This window comes from Vibrio sp. 05-20-BW147 (assembly GCF_013369385.1).
GTDB lineage: Bacteria > Pseudomonadota > Gammaproteobacteria > Enterobacterales > Vibrionaceae > Vibrio > Vibrio floridensis.
Genome location: NZ_SZTO01000010.1, coordinates 339,179 through 356,650, shown reverse-complemented (window position 1 = coordinate 356,650; position 17,472 = coordinate 339,179). Strand labels below are relative to the sequence as shown.

The 17,472-nt window shown below is 48.0% G+C and carries 16 protein-coding genes; all 16 read left to right on the top strand.

Annotated elements, in window-relative coordinates; genetic code table 11:
* A partial coding sequence (locus FC652_RS11845; protein ID WP_255199159.1) for a flagellin occupies window positions 1–354 on the top strand: 354 nt, incomplete at its 5' end.
* A 262-nt stretch (window positions 355–616) separates the two neighbouring features.
* A complete protein-coding gene (locus FC652_RS11840) occupies window positions 617–1,747 on the top strand; it encodes a flagellin (RefSeq protein WP_176298727.1) in 1,131 nt (376 codons plus the stop codon).
* Window positions 1,748–1,817: 70 nt separating this feature from the next.
* Window positions 1,818–2,246: a flagellar protein FlaG gene (flaG, locus tag FC652_RS11835; protein ID WP_176298726.1), complete on the top strand. Its 429-nt coding sequence runs from the start codon at window positions 1,818–1,820 to the stop codon at window positions 2,244–2,246.
* 20 nt (window positions 2,247–2,266) lie between these two features.
* A complete protein-coding gene (gene fliD, locus FC652_RS11830; RefSeq protein WP_176298725.1) occupies window positions 2,267–4,357 on the top strand; it encodes a flagellar filament capping protein FliD in 2,091 nt (696 codons plus the stop codon).
* A gap of 6 nt (window positions 4,358–4,363) precedes the next feature.
* Window positions 4,364–4,666 carry a flagellar protein FliT gene (locus tag FC652_RS11825; protein WP_176298724.1) on the top strand — a complete coding sequence of 101 codons (303 nt, stop codon included), beginning with the start codon at window positions 4,364–4,366 and terminating at the stop codon, window positions 4,664–4,666.
* Between the two features lie 12 nt (window positions 4,667–4,678).
* Entirely contained in the window at window positions 4,679–5,089 is a 411-nt protein-coding gene (gene fliS, locus FC652_RS11820) for a flagellar export chaperone FliS (protein ID WP_176298723.1), read from the top strand.
* 229 nt (window positions 5,090–5,318) lie between these two features.
* Window positions 5,319–6,782, top strand: a complete 1,464-nt coding sequence (locus FC652_RS11815; protein WP_176298722.1) for a sigma-54 dependent transcriptional regulator — start codon at window positions 5,319–5,321, stop codon at window positions 6,780–6,782.
* Between the two features lie 122 nt (window positions 6,783–6,904).
* A complete protein-coding gene (locus tag FC652_RS11810) occupies window positions 6,905–7,939 on the top strand; it encodes a PAS domain-containing sensor histidine kinase (protein ID WP_176298721.1) in 1,035 nt (344 codons plus the stop codon).
* A 26-nt stretch (window positions 7,940–7,965) separates the two neighbouring features.
* Window positions 7,966–9,387, top strand: a complete 1,422-nt coding sequence (locus tag FC652_RS11805; RefSeq protein ID WP_176298720.1) for a sigma-54 dependent transcriptional regulator — start codon at window positions 7,966–7,968, stop codon at window positions 9,385–9,387.
* Between the two features lie 129 nt (window positions 9,388–9,516).
* Window positions 9,517–9,828 carry a flagellar hook-basal body complex protein FliE gene (gene fliE / locus FC652_RS11800; protein ID WP_176298719.1) on the top strand — a complete coding sequence of 104 codons (312 nt, stop codon included), beginning with the start codon at window positions 9,517–9,519 and terminating at the stop codon, window positions 9,826–9,828.
* 15 nt (window positions 9,829–9,843) lie between these two features.
* Window positions 9,844–11,589: a flagellar basal-body MS-ring/collar protein FliF gene (gene fliF, locus FC652_RS11795; protein ID WP_176298718.1), complete on the top strand. Its 1,746-nt coding sequence runs from the start codon at window positions 9,844–9,846 to the stop codon at window positions 11,587–11,589.
* Window positions 11,582–12,637, top strand: coding sequence for a flagellar motor switch protein FliG (gene fliG / locus FC652_RS11790; RefSeq protein ID WP_176298717.1), 1,056 nt, complete (start codon window positions 11,582–11,584; stop codon window positions 12,635–12,637). Before fliF ends, fliG begins: the two co-directional genes overlap by 8 nt.
* Window positions 12,638–12,733: 96 nt before the next feature.
* Window positions 12,734–13,534: a flagellar assembly protein FliH gene (gene fliH / locus FC652_RS11785; protein ID WP_176298716.1), complete on the top strand. Its 801-nt coding sequence runs from the start codon at window positions 12,734–12,736 to the stop codon at window positions 13,532–13,534.
* Entirely contained in the window at window positions 13,534–14,856 is a 1,323-nt protein-coding gene (fliI, locus tag FC652_RS11780; protein WP_176298715.1) for a flagellar protein export ATPase FliI, read from the top strand. Before fliH ends, fliI begins: the two co-directional genes overlap by 1 nt.
* Window positions 14,857–14,859: 3 nt before the next feature.
* Complete coding sequence (gene fliJ / locus FC652_RS11775) at window positions 14,860–15,291, top strand: flagellar export protein FliJ (protein ID WP_176298714.1); 432 nt, start codon at window positions 14,860–14,862, stop codon at window positions 15,289–15,291.
* A 105-nt stretch (window positions 15,292–15,396) separates the two neighbouring features.
* On the top strand, window positions 15,397–17,463 hold the full coding sequence (locus FC652_RS11770) for a flagellar hook-length control protein FliK (RefSeq protein WP_176298713.1): 2,067 nt from the start codon (window positions 15,397–15,399) through the stop codon (window positions 17,461–17,463).
* Window positions 17,464–17,472 lie beyond the last annotated feature (9 nt).

Genomic DNA, 17,472 nt, shown 5'->3' with positions numbered 1-17,472 from the left:
AGCCTTGCAGGTGAACTTGGTCTAGGCGAAGGCAAAAACGTCACGGTAGACACGATTGACGTGACAACCGTACAAGGTGCGCAAGAGTCAGTAGCGATTGTGGATGCGGCACTGAAATACGTAGACAGCCACCGTGCAGAGCTGGGTGCATTCCAGAACCGTTTCAACCATGCAATCAGCAACTTGGACAACATCAACGAGAACGTGAACGCGTCGAAGAGCCGAATCAAAGATACCGACTTCGCGAAAGAAACGACTCAGTTGACCAAGACACAAATTCTATCGCAAGCATCAAGTTCAATTCTTGCGCAAGCGAAACAAGCGCCAAACTCAGCGCTAAGTCTACTAGGCTAATCGCCTTAACCAGACAGAAACCTCATTGGCTCGTGGTGAGAGATGAGCGAGTAAAGCCTGACTTCGGTCAGGCTTTTTTTATGCGCTATTATTTAGGGAGAAGTCACACTTTTTAACCCAACCAAAGAAATATTCAAAAAAACGAAAAATTCTCCTAAAGGTATTCTTTTGGTGGCCGTTAAAGGACTGAGAGAAATGAGATGTACCAAAGTGAGGTGAGAGACACGATGGTGCATCAGCAAAAAGCCTAAGGAGATCATTTATGGCTATCAATGTAAACACTAACGTGTCAGCAATGACCGCACAGCGTTACCTAAACCAGGCCGCTGAAGGTCAACAAAAATCAATGGAGCGTTTGTCTTCGGGCTATAAAATCAATAGCGCGAAAGATGATGCTGCAGGTCTACAAATTTCTAACCGTTTGAACTCGCAAAGCCGTGGTCTCGACATGGCGGTTAAAAATGCCAACGATGGTATCTCTATTGCACAGACTGCTGAAGGTGCAATGACAGAGACCACCAACATCCTACAACGTATGCGTGACCTTGCCTTGCAATCGTCTAACGGTTCGAACTCTCGTTCTGAGCGCGTGGCGATTCAAGAAGAAGTGTCAGCGTTGAACCAAGAACTTAACCGTATCGCAGAGACAACCTCTTTTGGTGGTAACAAACTCCTTAACGGTACGTACGGTTCTCAGTCTTTCCAAATCGGTGCCGACTCTGGTGAAGCTGTGATGCTTTCTATGGGTAACCTTCGTTCAGATACTGATGCGATGGGTGGCATGAGCTACAAATCTGAAGAAGGTGTCGGTGCTGATTGGCGCGTAAGCGACAACACTGACTTCACTATGTCTTATGTGAATAAACAAGGTGAAGAAAAAGAGATCACTGTCAACGCCAAGGCGGGTGACGATCTTGAAGAACTGGCGACTTATATCAACGGTCAAAACGATGATGTGAAAGCGTCGGTCGGTGAAGGCGGCAAACTGCAGTTATTCGCTTCTAACCAACGTGTCGAAGGTGAAGTGGAATTCGGTGGTGGTCTAGCGTCTGAGTTGAACATCGGTGATGGTACCAAAACCAACGTGAGCAACATTGACGTAACGACGGTTGCTGGCTCTCAAGAAGCCGTATCGATCATTGATGGTGCATTGAAATCGGTAGACAGTGAGCGTGCCTCACTAGGTGCATTCCAAAACCGTTTCAATCATGCAATCAGCAACTTAAGCAACATCAATGAAAACGTAAACGCTTCGAGCAGCCGTATCAAAGATACTGACTACGCGAAAGAAACGACTCAGATGACTAAGACGCAAATTCTGCAGCAGGCGAGTACTTCTATCCTGGCGCAGGCGAAGCAGTCACCATCTGCAGCTCTTAGCTTGTTGGGCTAATACAGCGGCGTGAGCTTAGCTGTACGGTAGTTTACTACTCATAGCTCATAGAGGTGGAAGGGAGATTGTTATGGAAATACCATCCTACACATCGAACATCCAGCCTTACGGCTTGCAAAGTGGCACGAAAGTTGCTTACGAAAGAAGCGGTGGCGTGCCTAGTGTATCAGTCGAAAAAGGCAACCCTTCATCGGAAACGGTGAAAAAGAACGACGTGAATCTAACGGTTGAAGCGGCAGTCAAAATGGCGCAAGCTCGTCAGGAGCTCAACCGAGAAGAGAAACAGAGAATGGTGGAAAAGATGAATGAATTTATCTCTTCCATCAATAAAGGGTTATCTTTTAGAGTAGATGAAGAGTCTGGGAGAGATGTCGTGACGATTTATGAAGCCAAAACAGGTGACATTATTCGTCAGATCCCAGATGAAGATATGCTGGATGTATTTAGACGCTTAGCCGCACAAGCTACCAGTTCTGGTTTGCTGGTAGATAAAGTGTAAGTCGTGATTGAGGTGATTTGATGAGTTTAGGCCCCTTGGGGATGTCTGGTGGCATGGATATCAACTCCATGGTCAGCAAAGTTGTCGATGCAGAGCGCGTACCAAAGCAGCAACGCATTGACAATGAGCGGGCCAGGATTGATAGCAGCATCAGCGCCTATGGTCGACTCAGAGAATCGCTGGATACGATGAAAAATATGATGGCGATCTTTCGTCAGGAGAAGGCTTTCGCGGTGCGAAAAGTCGATACGACTGACGAGAGTGTCGTCTCAGCCACTGCAACTACCGATGCCATTGCAGGTAAATATGCCATCGATGTGTTGCAGCTTGCACAGAGCCACAAGGTTGCGTCGGATGTTTTAGCTGAAGACGCTCAATTTGGCCCCGGCAAGCTGCAGATTTCACTTGGTGATAAATCGTTTGAAGTCGACGTCAGCAAAGACTCTAAGCTGGTTGATGTCGTTAAAGGGATTAACGGAGCAAGTAAAAACCTTGGAGTCCGAGCCTCCATCATCAATGATGTCGAAGGCCCCCGCCTTATCGTCGCCTCGACGGTGTCAGGCAAAGAAAATCAAATCCGAATTCATGTGGATGCGGAACGTGGTGATCCACTCAAAAAACTCGAATACAAAACCCTCGAAGACCGAGTCAAAGCACTCGAGCAAGCTCGCCTTACCGCAGAAGAAGTAATCAACGAAGGCAAACCGGAACAGTCGGCAGAGACGGATGGTGTCCCGTCAGAGGAAGGCGGGGAAGCTCAAGTTGATGCACAAGGTAATCCGATTGACGCTGCATCTGATAGCGGTGATTCTCAACTAACCAGCGATAGCGCTCTGGCAGAAGACGGTTCTCCTGTTGCTGAAGAAGAATCGAACAACAGTTTTGGTACTGCCGCCGCACAAGCCGCTCAGCAAGCATTAGATGAAGCGAGCCAAGCTGCTGGTTTAATGCCAGAAGATAATATTGCGGGGTGGTCAGAAACCGCCTCTGGTACTTTGCTGGATTCATATTATCGTCCAGAGTTGGAGCTTGATGAAGCTGCGATTGAAAAAGCACCAGATATTCCTGGTTGGACGAATACCGCCTCAGGCACATTAACCGATTCCTATGAAACGGTGAAAGAGGCCAAAGCGAAATTTGAAGCCGAACAAGCACGAATTGAACAAGAACTCGCGGAAGAAAAAGCGCAAATTGAGGCAACGCTAGCACAAGAAAAAGCGGCGTTGGATGAAAAAGTGGCCAAAGGTGAGCTCACCGAAGAACAGGCAAAACAAATTCAGCGCGCGAAACTAGAACCTCAGGAGCGTGAGCGCCTAGAGCGTATCGACCAAGCGAATGAACAACTCAAGCAAGCACAAGAGTCTTTTGATACCTATAGCGGCATGACGGAAGTTCAACAAGGGCAAGATGCGATGGTGGTGTTGGATGGTGTTGCTCAGCTATCGAGTAACAACAACATTATCGAAGACGCCATCGAAGGGGTCGATCTCGCGCTCAAAGGGGTCACGCCCAAGAATAAAGCGCCTGCTGAAATAGGTGTTGAGTACGATAGACGAAGAGTTCGCGACGATATTGAAACGTTTGTCGCCGCTTACAATCAGTTTTATCAGACGTCGAAAGCGTTGTCGGGTGTCGATCCTGCAACGGGACAAAAAGGGCCTTTAGCAGGGGACAGTACAGTAAGAAATGCCGACTCTCGTTTAAAGAGTGTTTTCTCGACTCGAATAGAGAAAGCGCCAGAAAACCTAAAATCACTCACAGAATTTGGTATTACCACCACTCGACAAGGTACGTTGGAAATCAACTACGACATGCTTGATCGTCAGTTGAATAACAATTTTAACCGCTTAGAAGAGTTCTTTGGTGGTAATACGGGGTTCGCGAAGCGTGTTGAGGATGCCATTCACGGTATCACCGGGGTGACAGGATCGATACGTACTCGAGAAAAAAGTTTATCAGAGCAAACTTATCGCCTAGTGGATGAGCAGGCGGCATTGGATCGCCGCATGGGCAGCTTAGAGCAGCGCACTCACTCGAAGTTTACTGCCATGCAAGACGCCACCAGCAAAATGCAGGGGCAGTTGGGTGCGTTAATGAACGCATTAGGGTGATAACAAATGGCTTCACTCGAGCAGTTACGTGATCTTGATCAGTTAATTTCTCAAGAATTAGAAAAAAGCGAAATAAATGCTGAAGAATTGGTGCGCTTGGTCGATAACAGGGAACAGTTATTGCAAATCCTTCTGCAGATGTTGGCGCAACAGCCACACTTAAAGCAGGAAGAAGAGTGGCAATTAATGCTCACTCGAACAAAAGCACTATTTGAGCGAATGCAGTCGCAGACCAGTTTAGTTAGCCTTCAACTACAAAAATTGAGGCATGGTCAGCGTTCGCTCCAACAATACAAAAAGTTTACGTAAAAGAGGATTATTATGCGCGGTTCATTACAGGCTTATAAAAAAGTGTCAGTGGATAGCCAACTCAGTGCTGCGTCGCCGCATAAAGTCATTCAGATGCTGATGGCAGGGGCGATTGAGCGTCTGATTCAAGGCAAAGCAGCGATGCAAGCAGGTAACATTCCAGTGAAAGGTGAACGTCTTGGCAAAGCGTTGGACATCATCATTGCATTGCGTAGCTGTCTATCGATGGATGACGGTGGTGATATTGCACGTAACCTCGATCAGCTTTACGAATTCATGATCACGCAGATCTCTGGGGCGAACCACAAAAATGACCCTACAATGATTGATGATGTGATCGACATTATCCGTGAGATCAAATCGGCATGGGATCAAATCCCCAACGAGTACCACAATCTCACCGCGGCTGATATTGGTGTGTAATTCGATAACCAATCTTTTAACCGAGCTCACACCTCCTAATTGCTTGGTTGCCTTATTTTTTTATTCAAATAAAATAGAAGCCATTAGTAGCCCTGATGGCTTTTTTGTTGCTGATTTTCCTGTTTTGTCTATCGTTAATTGAGTGTTCTATCACCAATAGAGCACCTTAGTTTCGCATATCAAGGTTTGGCCGCAACACATCATAAAACAAAGGCAATAATCGGTACTTATGCAAAGTTTGGCAAAGCTGCTTGTAATAGAAGACGATGAAGCGAATCGTCTGAACTTACGCAATATACTGGAATTCGTTGGAGAGAGTTGTGAAGCTCTTCGATCAGATCAGATAGACGGTGTTGACTGGTCTAAAATGTGGTCTGGTGTGATTGTTGGTTTGGTCAACGGTCAAAACGCCGCTCATGTGATGGCGAAGCTCAATGCTGCGCATCATATTCCTTTACTCGTTTTGGGCGATTTTGTCGGTCCAGTAGAGCACTTACCGAATTTGGTAGGAGAACTCGAGTTTCCACTTAATTATCCTCAGTTGAGCGAAGCACTCAGGCATTGTAAAGAGTTTCTTGGCCGTAAAGGCGTCAATGTTTTAGCATCTTCTCGTAAAAATACGCTTTTCCGCAGTTTGGTTGGACAAAGTCTTGGGGTTCAAGAAGTGCGTCATTTGATCGAACAGGTGGCGGTCACGGAAGCCAATGTACTGATTTTAGGTGAGTCCGGTACGGGTAAAGAGGTGGTTGCGCGTAATGTTCATTATCACTCGACACGTCGCAATGGCCCTTTTGTGCCAATCAACTGTGGTGCCATTCCGCCAGATCTGCTCGAAAGTGAGTTGTTTGGCCATGAAAAAGGGGCATTTACCGGTGCGTTAACCACGCGTAAAGGCCGTTTTGAGTTGGCAGAAGGTGGCACCCTTTTCTTGGATGAAATTGGCGACATGCCAATGGCGATGCAGGTCAAGCTACTTCGCGTGCTTCAAGAGCGTTGCTTTGAGCGTGTCGGTGGCAACACCACGATTAAAGCCAATGTTCGCATTATTGCGGCCACACATCGCAATTTGGAAACCATGATCGACGACGAAAAGTTCCGCGAAGACCTTTTTTATCGTCTCAATGTTTTTCCGATTGAGATGCCAGCGCTGAAAGAGCGCAAAGAGGACATTCCACTGTTACTTCAAGAGTTAATGACTCGTCTACAAGCCGAAGGTGGACAACCGATTTGTTTCACTCCTCGTGCGATAAACTCTTTAATGGAACATGACTGGCCCGGTAATGTGCGTGAGTTGGCAAACCTCGTTGAGCGGATGGTGATTCTCTATCCAAATAGTTTGGTGGATGTTAATCATTTGCCGACCAAATATCGTTACAGTGATATCCCAGAGTTCCAGCCAGAAACGTCTTCTTTTAACTCGATTGAAGACCAAGAACGTGATGTGCTGGAAGATATTTTTTCAGAGAGTTTTGATCTTTCGGTAAAAAATCCCTTTGATGACCATTTTGATGCGCCTCAGTCTTTGCCACCAGAAGGCGTAAACCTCAAAGAGCTGTTGGCTGATCTTGAAGTTAATATGATTAACCAAGCGCTGGAAGCACAAGGTGGTGTGGTGGCTCGTGCCGCTGATATGTTGGGAATGCGCCGCACCACATTGGTTGAGAAAATGCGTAAATACAATATGCAACGTTAGAAAACAATTTCAGCGTCAACTTATTGTCAATTACCTAAAATATTGATAATAAACAAAAATAGCCTGGCATGCATTTTGCGTGTTAGGCTATTCTAGTATTTGAGGCGAGATTTCGACAGCGCATGGATAATTTAACCAATCAATCCCACTTAGACTCGGTAGAAAGTCAGGTAGAACGTTACAAGCAAGTGCTTGATGTGATGCCTGCGGGAGTGATTTTGCTTGATACTCAAGGGGTGGTGCGAGAAGCCAATCCAGAAGCGCATCGAATTCTAGAAGTGCCCTTGGTGAACGAGCGCTGGTTTTCGGTGATCCAAGCTGCGTTCGATCCGCGCGAAGATGATGGTCATGAAGTGTCTCTGCGTAATGGTCGAAAAGTACGCTTAGCCATTTCGGCTTCTGCGACAGGTCAACTCATTTTGATCACTGACCTAACCGAAACACGCTTGTTGCAATCTCGAGTGAGTGATTTACAGCGGTTATCTTCGTTAGGACGCATGGTCGCGTCTTTGGCGCATCAAGTTCGAACCCCGCTCTCTAGTGCGATGCTTTACGCCTCAAACCTTTCTGCTCCTAACCTGCCTAATACAACGCGAGAGCGCTTTCAATCAAAGCTGATGGATCGCCTGCAGGATTTGGAAAAGCAAGTCAATGACATGCTGCTGTTCGCAAAAGGTGGTGATAACAAGGTGATCAAACCGTTCACTATTTCGCAATTAGTGGGTGAATATCAGCCAATGGTGGAAACGGCCTTAAAGAGTAATTTGATTGATTACTGCCAAGAAGTAGAAGAAGAACAGACCGTTATTTTGGGCAACGCCAATGCTATCGCCTCTGCCCTGAGTAACTTAGTGATGAATGCGATCCAAATTGCCGGAAAAGAAGCACAAATTGATGTTTTCTTTCGCCCAGTCAATGGTGAGCTGCGTATTTCCGTGCAAGATAGTGGTCCTGGGGTGCCAAAAGAATTGCAGAACAAAATCATGGAACCCTTTTTTACGACACGCTCACAAGGCACTGGCTTAGGTCTGGCTGTGGTACAAATGGTCTGTCGCGCTCATGAAGGGCGACTAGAATTATTATCGGAAGAGGGAGACGGTGCTTGCTTCACTATGTGTATCCCTCTGGAAAGAACTCAGTCTGCTGCGGCAGAATGAGCGCGTAACAACACTGGAGAATTGAAATGGCTCAAAGCAAAGTGTTAATCGTAGAAGACGATGAAGGTCTACGCGAAGCGCTAGTCGATACATTGGCATTAGCAGGTTATGAATGGCTAGAAGCGGATTGCGCAGAAGATGCTTTGGTGAAGTTAAAAGCAAACCCGGTGGATATCGTTGTTTCTGACGTACAGATGGCGGGCATGGGGGGCTTAGCACTGCTGCGTAGCATCAAACAAAACTGGCCCAATTTACCCGTGTTGTTGATGACCGCTTACGCCAACATCGAAGACGCCGTGTCGGCGATGAAAGAAGGAGCCATCGACTACATGGCGAAACCATTCGCACCCGAAGTATTGCTCAATATGGTTAGCCGTTACGCTCCGGTCAAATCAGACGATAACGGTGATGCGGTGGTCGCTGATGAAAAAAGCCTAAGGCTATTGGCGTTGGCAGATAAAGTCGCGCGCACCGATGCTAATGTGATGGTGCTTGGCCCGAGTGGTTCGGGCAAAGAAGTGCTATCACGTTACATTCACAATGCTTCTCCGCGCAAAGACGGACCTTTCATTGCTATTAACTGTGCCGCCATTCCAGACAATATGTTGGAAGCAACGCTATTTGGTTACGAGAAAGGCGCGTTTACCGGGGCAGTTCAAGCTTGCCCGGGTAAATTTGAACAAGCGCAAGGTGGTACCATTTTGCTTGATGAAATCAGCGAAATGGATTTGAACCTACAAGCGAAACTATTGCGTGTTTTGCAAGAGCGTGAAGTAGAGCGCTTGGGTAGCCGTAAAAGCATTAAGCTTGATGTTCGCGTACTTGCTACCAGTAACCGTGACTTAAAGCAGTATGTGGCTGCTGGTAACTTCCGTGAAGACTTGTACTATCGTTTGAATGTTTTCCCAATTACTTGGCCATCACTGTGTGATCGCAAAGGTGATATCACCCCGCTAGCGAAACACCTCGCTGAGCGCCACTGCATTAAGCAGGGGATTCCAGTGCCTCATTTCTCACAAAGCGCGTTGGAAAAATTGTTGCAATACGCTTGGCCTGGCAACGTACGTGAGTTAGACAACGTAGTGCAGCGAGCGCTGATTTTAAGTGAAAACAGCCATATATCCCATGAGCACATTTTGCTTGAAGGTGTCGATTGGCAAGATGCGGATAGCTTGCAATCAGTGGTTCAGCAACACGATTATGTTGCACCCGATGTCAAGCCGGTTGCAGAAGTAGGCTCGGAACCCGACGCTATGATTCGTGGCCTTTCTGCTGGAGATAGCTTAGGCAGTGAGCTGCGTGATCAAGAGTACGCTATTATTTTGGAAACGCTGATCGAATGCCAAGGTCGTCGTAAAGAGATGGCGGATAAACTGGGCATTAGTCCAAGAACCTTGCGTTATAAACTGGCTAAGATGCGCGATGCTGGTATCGAGATCCCGGGATAAGCTTTGGGGTCTTGGTCAGTTTGCCGGAGTCAGGTAAACTGGCCAGCCATTATTAGCAATATGGCATGTTAATTGCTGTGTCAATTATACAGCAAGGCAGTTAGTCAAACTTTTGGCTTAGAGGTAACGATGAGAATTGATGGATTAAACGGCGAAATGCGCGCCATGATGCTTGAAGCAACCAATGCGACGGCACCTGCAACCGGAGCCAAAGTCAGTGCCGATTTTAGCGCACTGCTGAATCAAGCCATCAATAACGTTAACTCACTGCAAAAGACCTCTGGCGATTTGCAAACGCGTTTTGACCGCGGCGATGCGGACGTGTCTCTATCCGATGTGATGATTGCCCGAAACAAATCCAGCGTTGCATTTGAAGCCACGGTACAGGTTAGGAATAAACTGGTCGAGGCATACAAAGACCTTATGAACATGCCAGTCTAATGTAGGTAGTAAACTGTGGCTGAACAAAATAAATCAACCGATCTCGCACTGACAGATGATGGCTCAAGTAAAGCATTAGCCATGCATTCTGACATGGACATGGATGGCCAAAATCCGGATTTGGATGAACGTAGCTCATCTAAATTCGATATGGCGGTAGGTGATTTAGACTTATTGCGTCAGGTGGTGCTTGTCCTATCGATTTCGATCTGTGTCGCCTTGATCGTGATGCTCTTTTTCTGGGTTAAAGAACCAGAGATGCGTCCTCTCGGCGTGTTTGAAACCGAAGAACTGATTCCAGTTCTCGATCATCTCGATCAGCAAAAAATCAACTACAAGTTAGATGGCAACACCATTCTAGTTGAAACCAGCGAGTTCAATTCCATCAAGTTGGACATGGTACGCTCTGGCCTGAATCAAAGCACTCAAGCTGGCGATGATATCTTACTGCAAGACATGGGGTTCGGTGTTTCTCAGCGCTTAGAACAAGAACGTTTGAAGCTCAGCCGTGAAAGACAGTTGGCCAAAGCGATAGAAGAAATGAAGCAAGTGCGCAAAGCTAAAGTGCTTCTCGCGTTACCAAAACAGAGTGTGTTTGTACGTCACAACCAAGAAGCGTCTGCTTCGGTTTTCCTAACGCTGGCTTCAGGTGCCAATCTCAAGCAACAAGAAGTGGATTCGATTGTCGATATGGTGGCCAGTGCGGTTCCAGGGATGAAGACCTCGCGTGTGACCGTCACTGATCAACATGGCCGCTTGCTCAATTCTGGCTCTCAAGACCCCGTTTCAGCCGCTCGCCGTAAAGAGCAAGAGTTGGAGCGCAATCAAGAACAAGCGCTGCGTGAAAAAATCGACTCCGTGTTGATCCCTATTTTGGGCTTTGGTAACTATACTGCCCAAGTCGATATCGAGATGGATTTTAGTGCGGTTGAGCAAACGCGTAAGCAGTTTGACCCTAACACTCCAGCGACCCGAAGCGAATACGCACTTGAAGATTACAACAATGGCAATATGGTGGCAGGGGTGCCTGGCGCACTGAGTAATCAACCACCCGCCGATGCGTCAATTCCACAAGATGTTGCCCAAATGAAAGATGGTTCGGTGCTCGGTCAAGGGTCGGTGCGCAAAGAATCGACACGTAACTTTGAATTGGACACCACCATCAGCCACGAACGTAAGCAGACTGGAGTGATCAACCGTCAAACTGTAGCGGTCGCCATTAAAGATCGCGCCACCATCAATCCTGATACAGGTGATGTGACGTATACACCTCGCAGCGAGGCGGAAATTAACGCGATTCGCCAAGTGCTTGTCGGTACCGTCGGCTTTAGTGAAAATCGCGGTGACTTGCTCAACGTATTAAGTATGCCCTTTGCTGAGCCAGAGCAAGAGCAGTTGGCGGATGTGCCGATTTGGGAGCATCCGAATTTCAATGATTGGATTCGTTGGTTTGCGAGTGCATTGGTCATCATCGTTGTGGTTCTTGTACTCATCCGTCCTGCAATGAAGAAACTGCTCAACCCTGCGGGTGACGACGATGACGAAATGTACGGGCCAGATGGCTTACCGATAGGTGCCGATGGTGAAACCAGCCTAATCGGTAGCGACATTGATGCAGGTGAGCTGTTTGAGTTTGGCTCTAGTATCGATCTCCCTAACCTTCACAAGGACGAAGATGTGCTGAAAGCGGTTCGTGCCCTCGTGGCAAATGAACCTGAACTGGCAGCACAAGTGGTCAAAAATTGGATGATAAATGGCTAACGAAATTGTAAATGGGAACGAAGACGGCTCGATGGATACACCAGAAATAGATATCAGCTCGATATCAGGTGAAGAAAAAGCAGCAATTTTGCTGCTGAGTTTAAACGAACAAGACGCCGCCGGCATTATCCGTCACTTAGAGCCAAAGCAGGTTCAGCGCGTGGGTAGTGCGATGGCGCGTGCCAAAGACCTTAGCCAAGACAAAGTCTCGGCAGTGCACCGTGCTTTCTTGGAAGACATTCAGAAGTACACCAACATCGGTATGGGCAGTGAAGACTTCATGCGTAATACCTTGATCGCGGCACTGGGTGCTGATAAAGCCAATAACTTGGTGGATCAGATCCTATTGGGTACGGGTTCGAAAGGTCTCGATTCGTTGAAATGGATGGACCCACGACAAGTGGCGAGCATCATTGTTAACGAACACCCACAAATTCAAACCATCGTATTGTCTTACTTAGAGGCGGATCAGTCTGCCGAGATCATCGCGCAATTCCCAGAGCGTGTGCGTCTTGACTTGATGATGCGTATCGCCAACCTTGAGGAAGTTCAACCTTCAGCACTGGCTGAGTTGAACGAAATCATGGAGAAACAGTTTGCCGGCCAAGCGGGCGCGCAAGCAGCGAAAATTGGCGGCCTGAAGGCAGCAGCAGAAATCATGAACTACCTCGACAACAACGTCGAAGGTCTGTTGATGGAGCAGATTCGCGACCAAGACGAAGATTTGGCGACGCAAATCCAAGATCTCATGTTCGTATTCGAGAACCTTATCGAAGTGGACGATCAAGGTATCCAGAAATTGCTGCGTGACGTTCCACAAGATGTATTGCAGAAAGCCCTTAAAGGCGCCGATGATGGTCTTCGTGAGAAGATCTTCAAGAACATGTCGAAACGTGCCGCTGAGATGATGAAAGACGACATCGAAGCGATGCCACCAGTACGTGTTGCCGATGTGGAAGCGGCACAGAAAGAAATTCTGGCCATTGCCCGTCGCTTGGCTGACAGCGGAGAAATCATGCTGTCCGGTGGCGCAGACGAATTCTTGTAATAACAGACAAGCCCCGAGTTGGGGCTTTGTTTCCTTAAGAACAATGAAAACTCAATGACTGAGTTTTACATGTGACCATTCAGAGGTAACCGATCCATGGCTAACGAGAGAAAACGTGGTTTTATCCGCCCTGGTGAAGACGATGCCGTTCCACAACCTCAGCGTTGGGGATTGCCTGATTACGGCTCTGAGGTGAATAAGAAAGCCAAAGAGACGGCCTTTAACTACGATCCTGGCTGGATGCCGGATTTCGAACAAACGGAAGAAGAAGCTGTCCTTGAGTTAACCGAAGAGCAAATCGAACTGATTAAGCAAGGCGCTTATCAGGAAGGTTTGTTCCAAGGTCAAGAAGCGGGCTTTAAACAAGGTTTTGATAAAGGCAAAGAAGAAGGTTTTCAAGCCGGTCATGAAGAAGGCCTTGAGCAGGGCAAAAATGAAGGCATTGAAGCTGGAGAAGAACACATCAAGCAGCAGGTCGATACCTTTATTAATCTCGCTAACCAGTTTGCCCAGCCGTTAGAACTGATGAACAACCAAGTGGAAAAACAACTGGTGGATATGGTGTTGTGCTTGGTTAAAGAAGTGGTGCATGTCGAGGTGCAAACCAACCCGCAAGTGATCTTAGACACCGTGAAAGCCTCTGTTGAAAGTCTGCCTATTGCTGGGCATCCCATTACGCTGCGCCTCAATCCCGAAGATGTCGACATCATCCGCTCTGCTTATGGTGAGGATGATCTCAACTTCCGCAACTGGACCTTACTCAGTGAACCAGCCCTGAACCGTGGCGATGTACAAATCGAAGCGGGTGAGTCCAGCGTGAGCTACCGTATGGAAGAGCGCATCAAGCAAGTGATACAGAATTTCTGTGGTAAGAATCGTCACCACGGAGGTGAATGATGATCGCGCTAGCAGAGAGACTCAAAAGCTACAGAGTACAAGGCTTGGGCAGCCGTCCAGTCGCCTCAGGCAAACTGGTGCGTGTTGTCGGTTTGACGCTGGAAGCGACAGGCTGTCGAGCTCCCATCGGCAGTTTGTGTTTGGTGGAAACCATGACGGGCCAGATGGAAGCCGAAGTCGTCGGCTTTTCGGGAGACAATCTATTTCTGATGCCGAGCGAGCAAATCGGCGGCATTCTGCCCGGTGCTAAAGTGACGCCGTTAACCAGCGAAAGTGGTTTGCCCGTGGGCATGGAACTGCTTGGTCGTGTGATTGACGGTGTGGGCAACCCCTTGGATGGTTTAGGCCCAATTTACACCGAACATCGCGCTTCTTTTAATGCGGAACCGATCAACCCCCTTGCGCGCAAACCCATTACCGAGCCGCTCGATGTCGGCTTAAAAGCCATTAACGGTTTACTTACGGTGGGAAAAGGCCAACGTATCGGCCTGTTTGCGGGTTCTGGTGTGGGTAAATCGGTCACGCTAGGTATGATGACTCGTGGTACCACCGCCCAAGTGGTTGTGGTGGGATTGATTGGTGAACGTGGACGAGAAGTCAAAGAGTTCATCGAAGAAATTCTCGGTGAAGATGGACGCAAGCGTTCCGTCGTCGTCGCGGCGCCAGCGGATGCGTCGCCGCTTATGCGCTTGAAAGGTTGTCAGACGGCCCTCACCATTGCGGAATATTTCCGTGATCAAGGGCTCGATGTGTTGCTCCTGATGGATTCATTGACACGCTTTGCCCAAGCGCAGCGTGAAATTGCGCTGTCGGTCGGTGAACCGCCAGCTACCAAAGGTTATCCACCTTCGGTGTTTGCCAAATTGCCTGCGCTGGTGGAGCGCGCCGGTAATGGTGGCCCACAACAAGGCTCGATCACTGCATTCTTTACTGTTTTAACGGAAGGTGATGACCTTCAAGACCCGATTGCAGATGCGTCGCGAGCCATCTTGGATGGTCATATCGTCCTCTCGCGTGAAATGGCTGATGCGGGTCATTATCCAGCGATTGATGTTGAGAAGTCTGTAAGTCGAGTCATGCCACAAATCACCACCGAAGAGCATGTGTTAATGTCGAAAGCGGTGCGCCAAGTGTTGTCGATTTGTCGCAAAAACCAAGATTTGGTGTCGATTGGTGCTTATAAACCAGGTACCGATTCAGCTATCGACAGTGCTTTCACATTGAAGCCGAAGTTGGACGAATACTTGCAACAACGGATGAAAGAAACCGTGCCTTACGCCATGTGTGTCAACATGTTGAAGAACGTGCTTGGAGTGCAGTAATCGATGGAAAACGCAATGGACTTTCTGCTTGAGCAGACCAAAGAGAAAGAAAACCAAGCGGTGATGGCGCTGAATAAGGCGAAATCGGAGTTGGAAAGTTACTACGCTCAATTGGCTCAAATTGAAAAGTATCGCCTTGACTATTGCCAGCAGCTCGTCGAACGAGGGCAAAATGGTCTGACTGCCAGCCAGTTTGTTCATTTGCATCGATTCCTCGGTAAACTGGATGAAACGCTCTCTAAGCAAAAGCAAGCAGAAACACAATTTAAACAACAAGTCGAAAACTGTGAACATTATTGGCTAGAAGTGCGCAAGCAACGAAAATCCTACGAGTGGATGATTGAGAAAAAACAGCAAGAGAAACTCAAAGCTGAAGCAAAGCGAGAGCAGAAACAGATGGATGAGTTTTCAACCTTGCTCTATTCACGGCGCTAAATGAGAGAAGTGGCTTGCTTTTTGCAGGCTATTTTTTTAGCTCAATACCAAGGCTGGAAAGCGTTGGATTTTAACCCATTTTAGCGCGGCTAAGAGACTCGAATTATGAATGTGAATCTGCAACCCGTTTCCACGACAACAAAGACCACCAGTCAAAGTGACGAAAGTTTGGCTGCAACCGCCAAGGCCGACTCTACGGACTCCAAAGGTTTTTTGCAGACCCTTTCTGAAGTCTTCTCCTCTGGAAAAACGGAAGCGGACGGCAATGTATCAGCAAAAGCTTCGCAAGGCACTAAATTGGAAAGCACTAAAACGGGAGACACCAAAGAGGCGAGTACTCTTGGTGATGCCGTCGAAACCAGTGAGGCAAAGGTTAGCCCATCAGATAGCTCGGTTGATGAGTTACTAGAGCTTGAATCAGCAGCAGACCTCTCTGCGTCTCAGCGCGTGACCGAATCGAAATCAGACCAAGACTCTTCAGCAGTACTTGGTAGTGAAGATGACAAATCGGATCAATCGCTTAGTCGCCTAACGACACACAGTGATGTATTGAAAGGCGCTCCTGTTGCAGCAAAAGACACCGTGGTTCCAGGTGACAAGAGCAAGCAAGCGGTGATGCAGGAAGGCTCCAAAATACTGGGTCAGTTAGAACAGTCAAATGCGGCGCTCAAAGAAACCAGTGGCAAAGCGTTGCCACAAAACGCATCGCCAGACATTGAATCGAGCGCAGCCATTGCAGCAGCGGCGACTTCTGTGCAGCTACAACGTGATGTACTCGATGATGATCAAGCCTTGATTGCGGCCCAACAAGGGCAAAGCTTCTCCCACTATTCCGCGCATCTTGATCAACAGGCTGTTAGTCAAGCACAACCTATTGATGCTGCTCATCAAGCTCAAATCATCAATGCGCAAGTGGCCAAGACTGAATTGCCACAAGATTGGCGCGAGGTGATGCCGCAACCTCAGGCGGGTCACCTTGCTAATAGTGCGGCACTCGGCAAGGATGTTCAGCCAAGTGCTGATATGGATCCACAAGCGTTGCTTGCCAGCAGCGCCATGGGAGTCAATTCGGTTAAAAATAGTGCAGCGTCGTCAAGTGAAACACCGCAAGTGGTGTCACTTGAGTTGTTAGTGGTCATTGAGCAAAAATTAGCGGCGGCGCAACCTTTGAGCGCGCCTGAGCAAAAAATTCTCGATGGTTTGAAGTTGGGTCAAATGGTGGCGGATTTCCCCCCATCAGAATGGACGACAAGATTACCCGTTATCGCAGCCACCACTCAGGCGCAACTTACCCCTTCGGAAGGAGTGAGTGAACGACATGCCGCTATTGATTGGACATCGTCTCAATCTGCTCCGCCAAAGCATCAAGATAGCGCTGCTGCTAAAACGGCAGGCAGCGCAGCATTAGCGCAAGCGGTGCATACGGCACTGGCACAGCCAAACGCGGCCACAACTGTCCCATTGAATGCAGACAAAGCCACCATCACTCTGCCTGAAGGCATGACGGCGAATACGATACCAACCGCATTTAATCCTGCTGTGTCTCCGGATGTGGCTAAATCTCAAGTGCAATCGATGCAGGCTGCATTAGCGGCGGCTGGCCTTGCCAGCAGCGTAAAAGGCTCATCGAAGCAAACAAGCACAGAGAACCAGGGGGCTCAACCAACGCCCTCTCTCTACAGTGCGCAGACAGTGACAGGACAAACGAGAGCAGAGAATGTTGCAGCACAACAGCCGCCAATGCCATTAACGCGAGAGTTAGCGAATGAGCAGGTGGCAGAAAAAGTGCAAATGATGATGTCGAAGAACCTCAAACAACTCGATATTCGTCTTGATCCTCCGGAGCTTGGCCGTATGCAAATTCGCATGGCAATGAACAATGATATCGCTAATGTGCACTTCACTGTCACCAACCCGCAAGCGCGCGAAATCATTGAACAGACATTGCCGAGACTGCGGGAAATGCTCGCCCAACAAGGAATGCAACTAGCCGATTCGTCGGTACAGCAGCAAGCGTCTGGCCAACAGCAGAGACAATACAGTGCAGATGGGCAAGGGAATGGACAACAAAGCAGCAGATTTGCCTCTTCAAATGAGGAAAACCTTGAGGCTGACGTTAAACTTGACTTAAATGTCACATCAAAGCGTGATGGAATCAGTTTTTACGCATAAAATACAAAT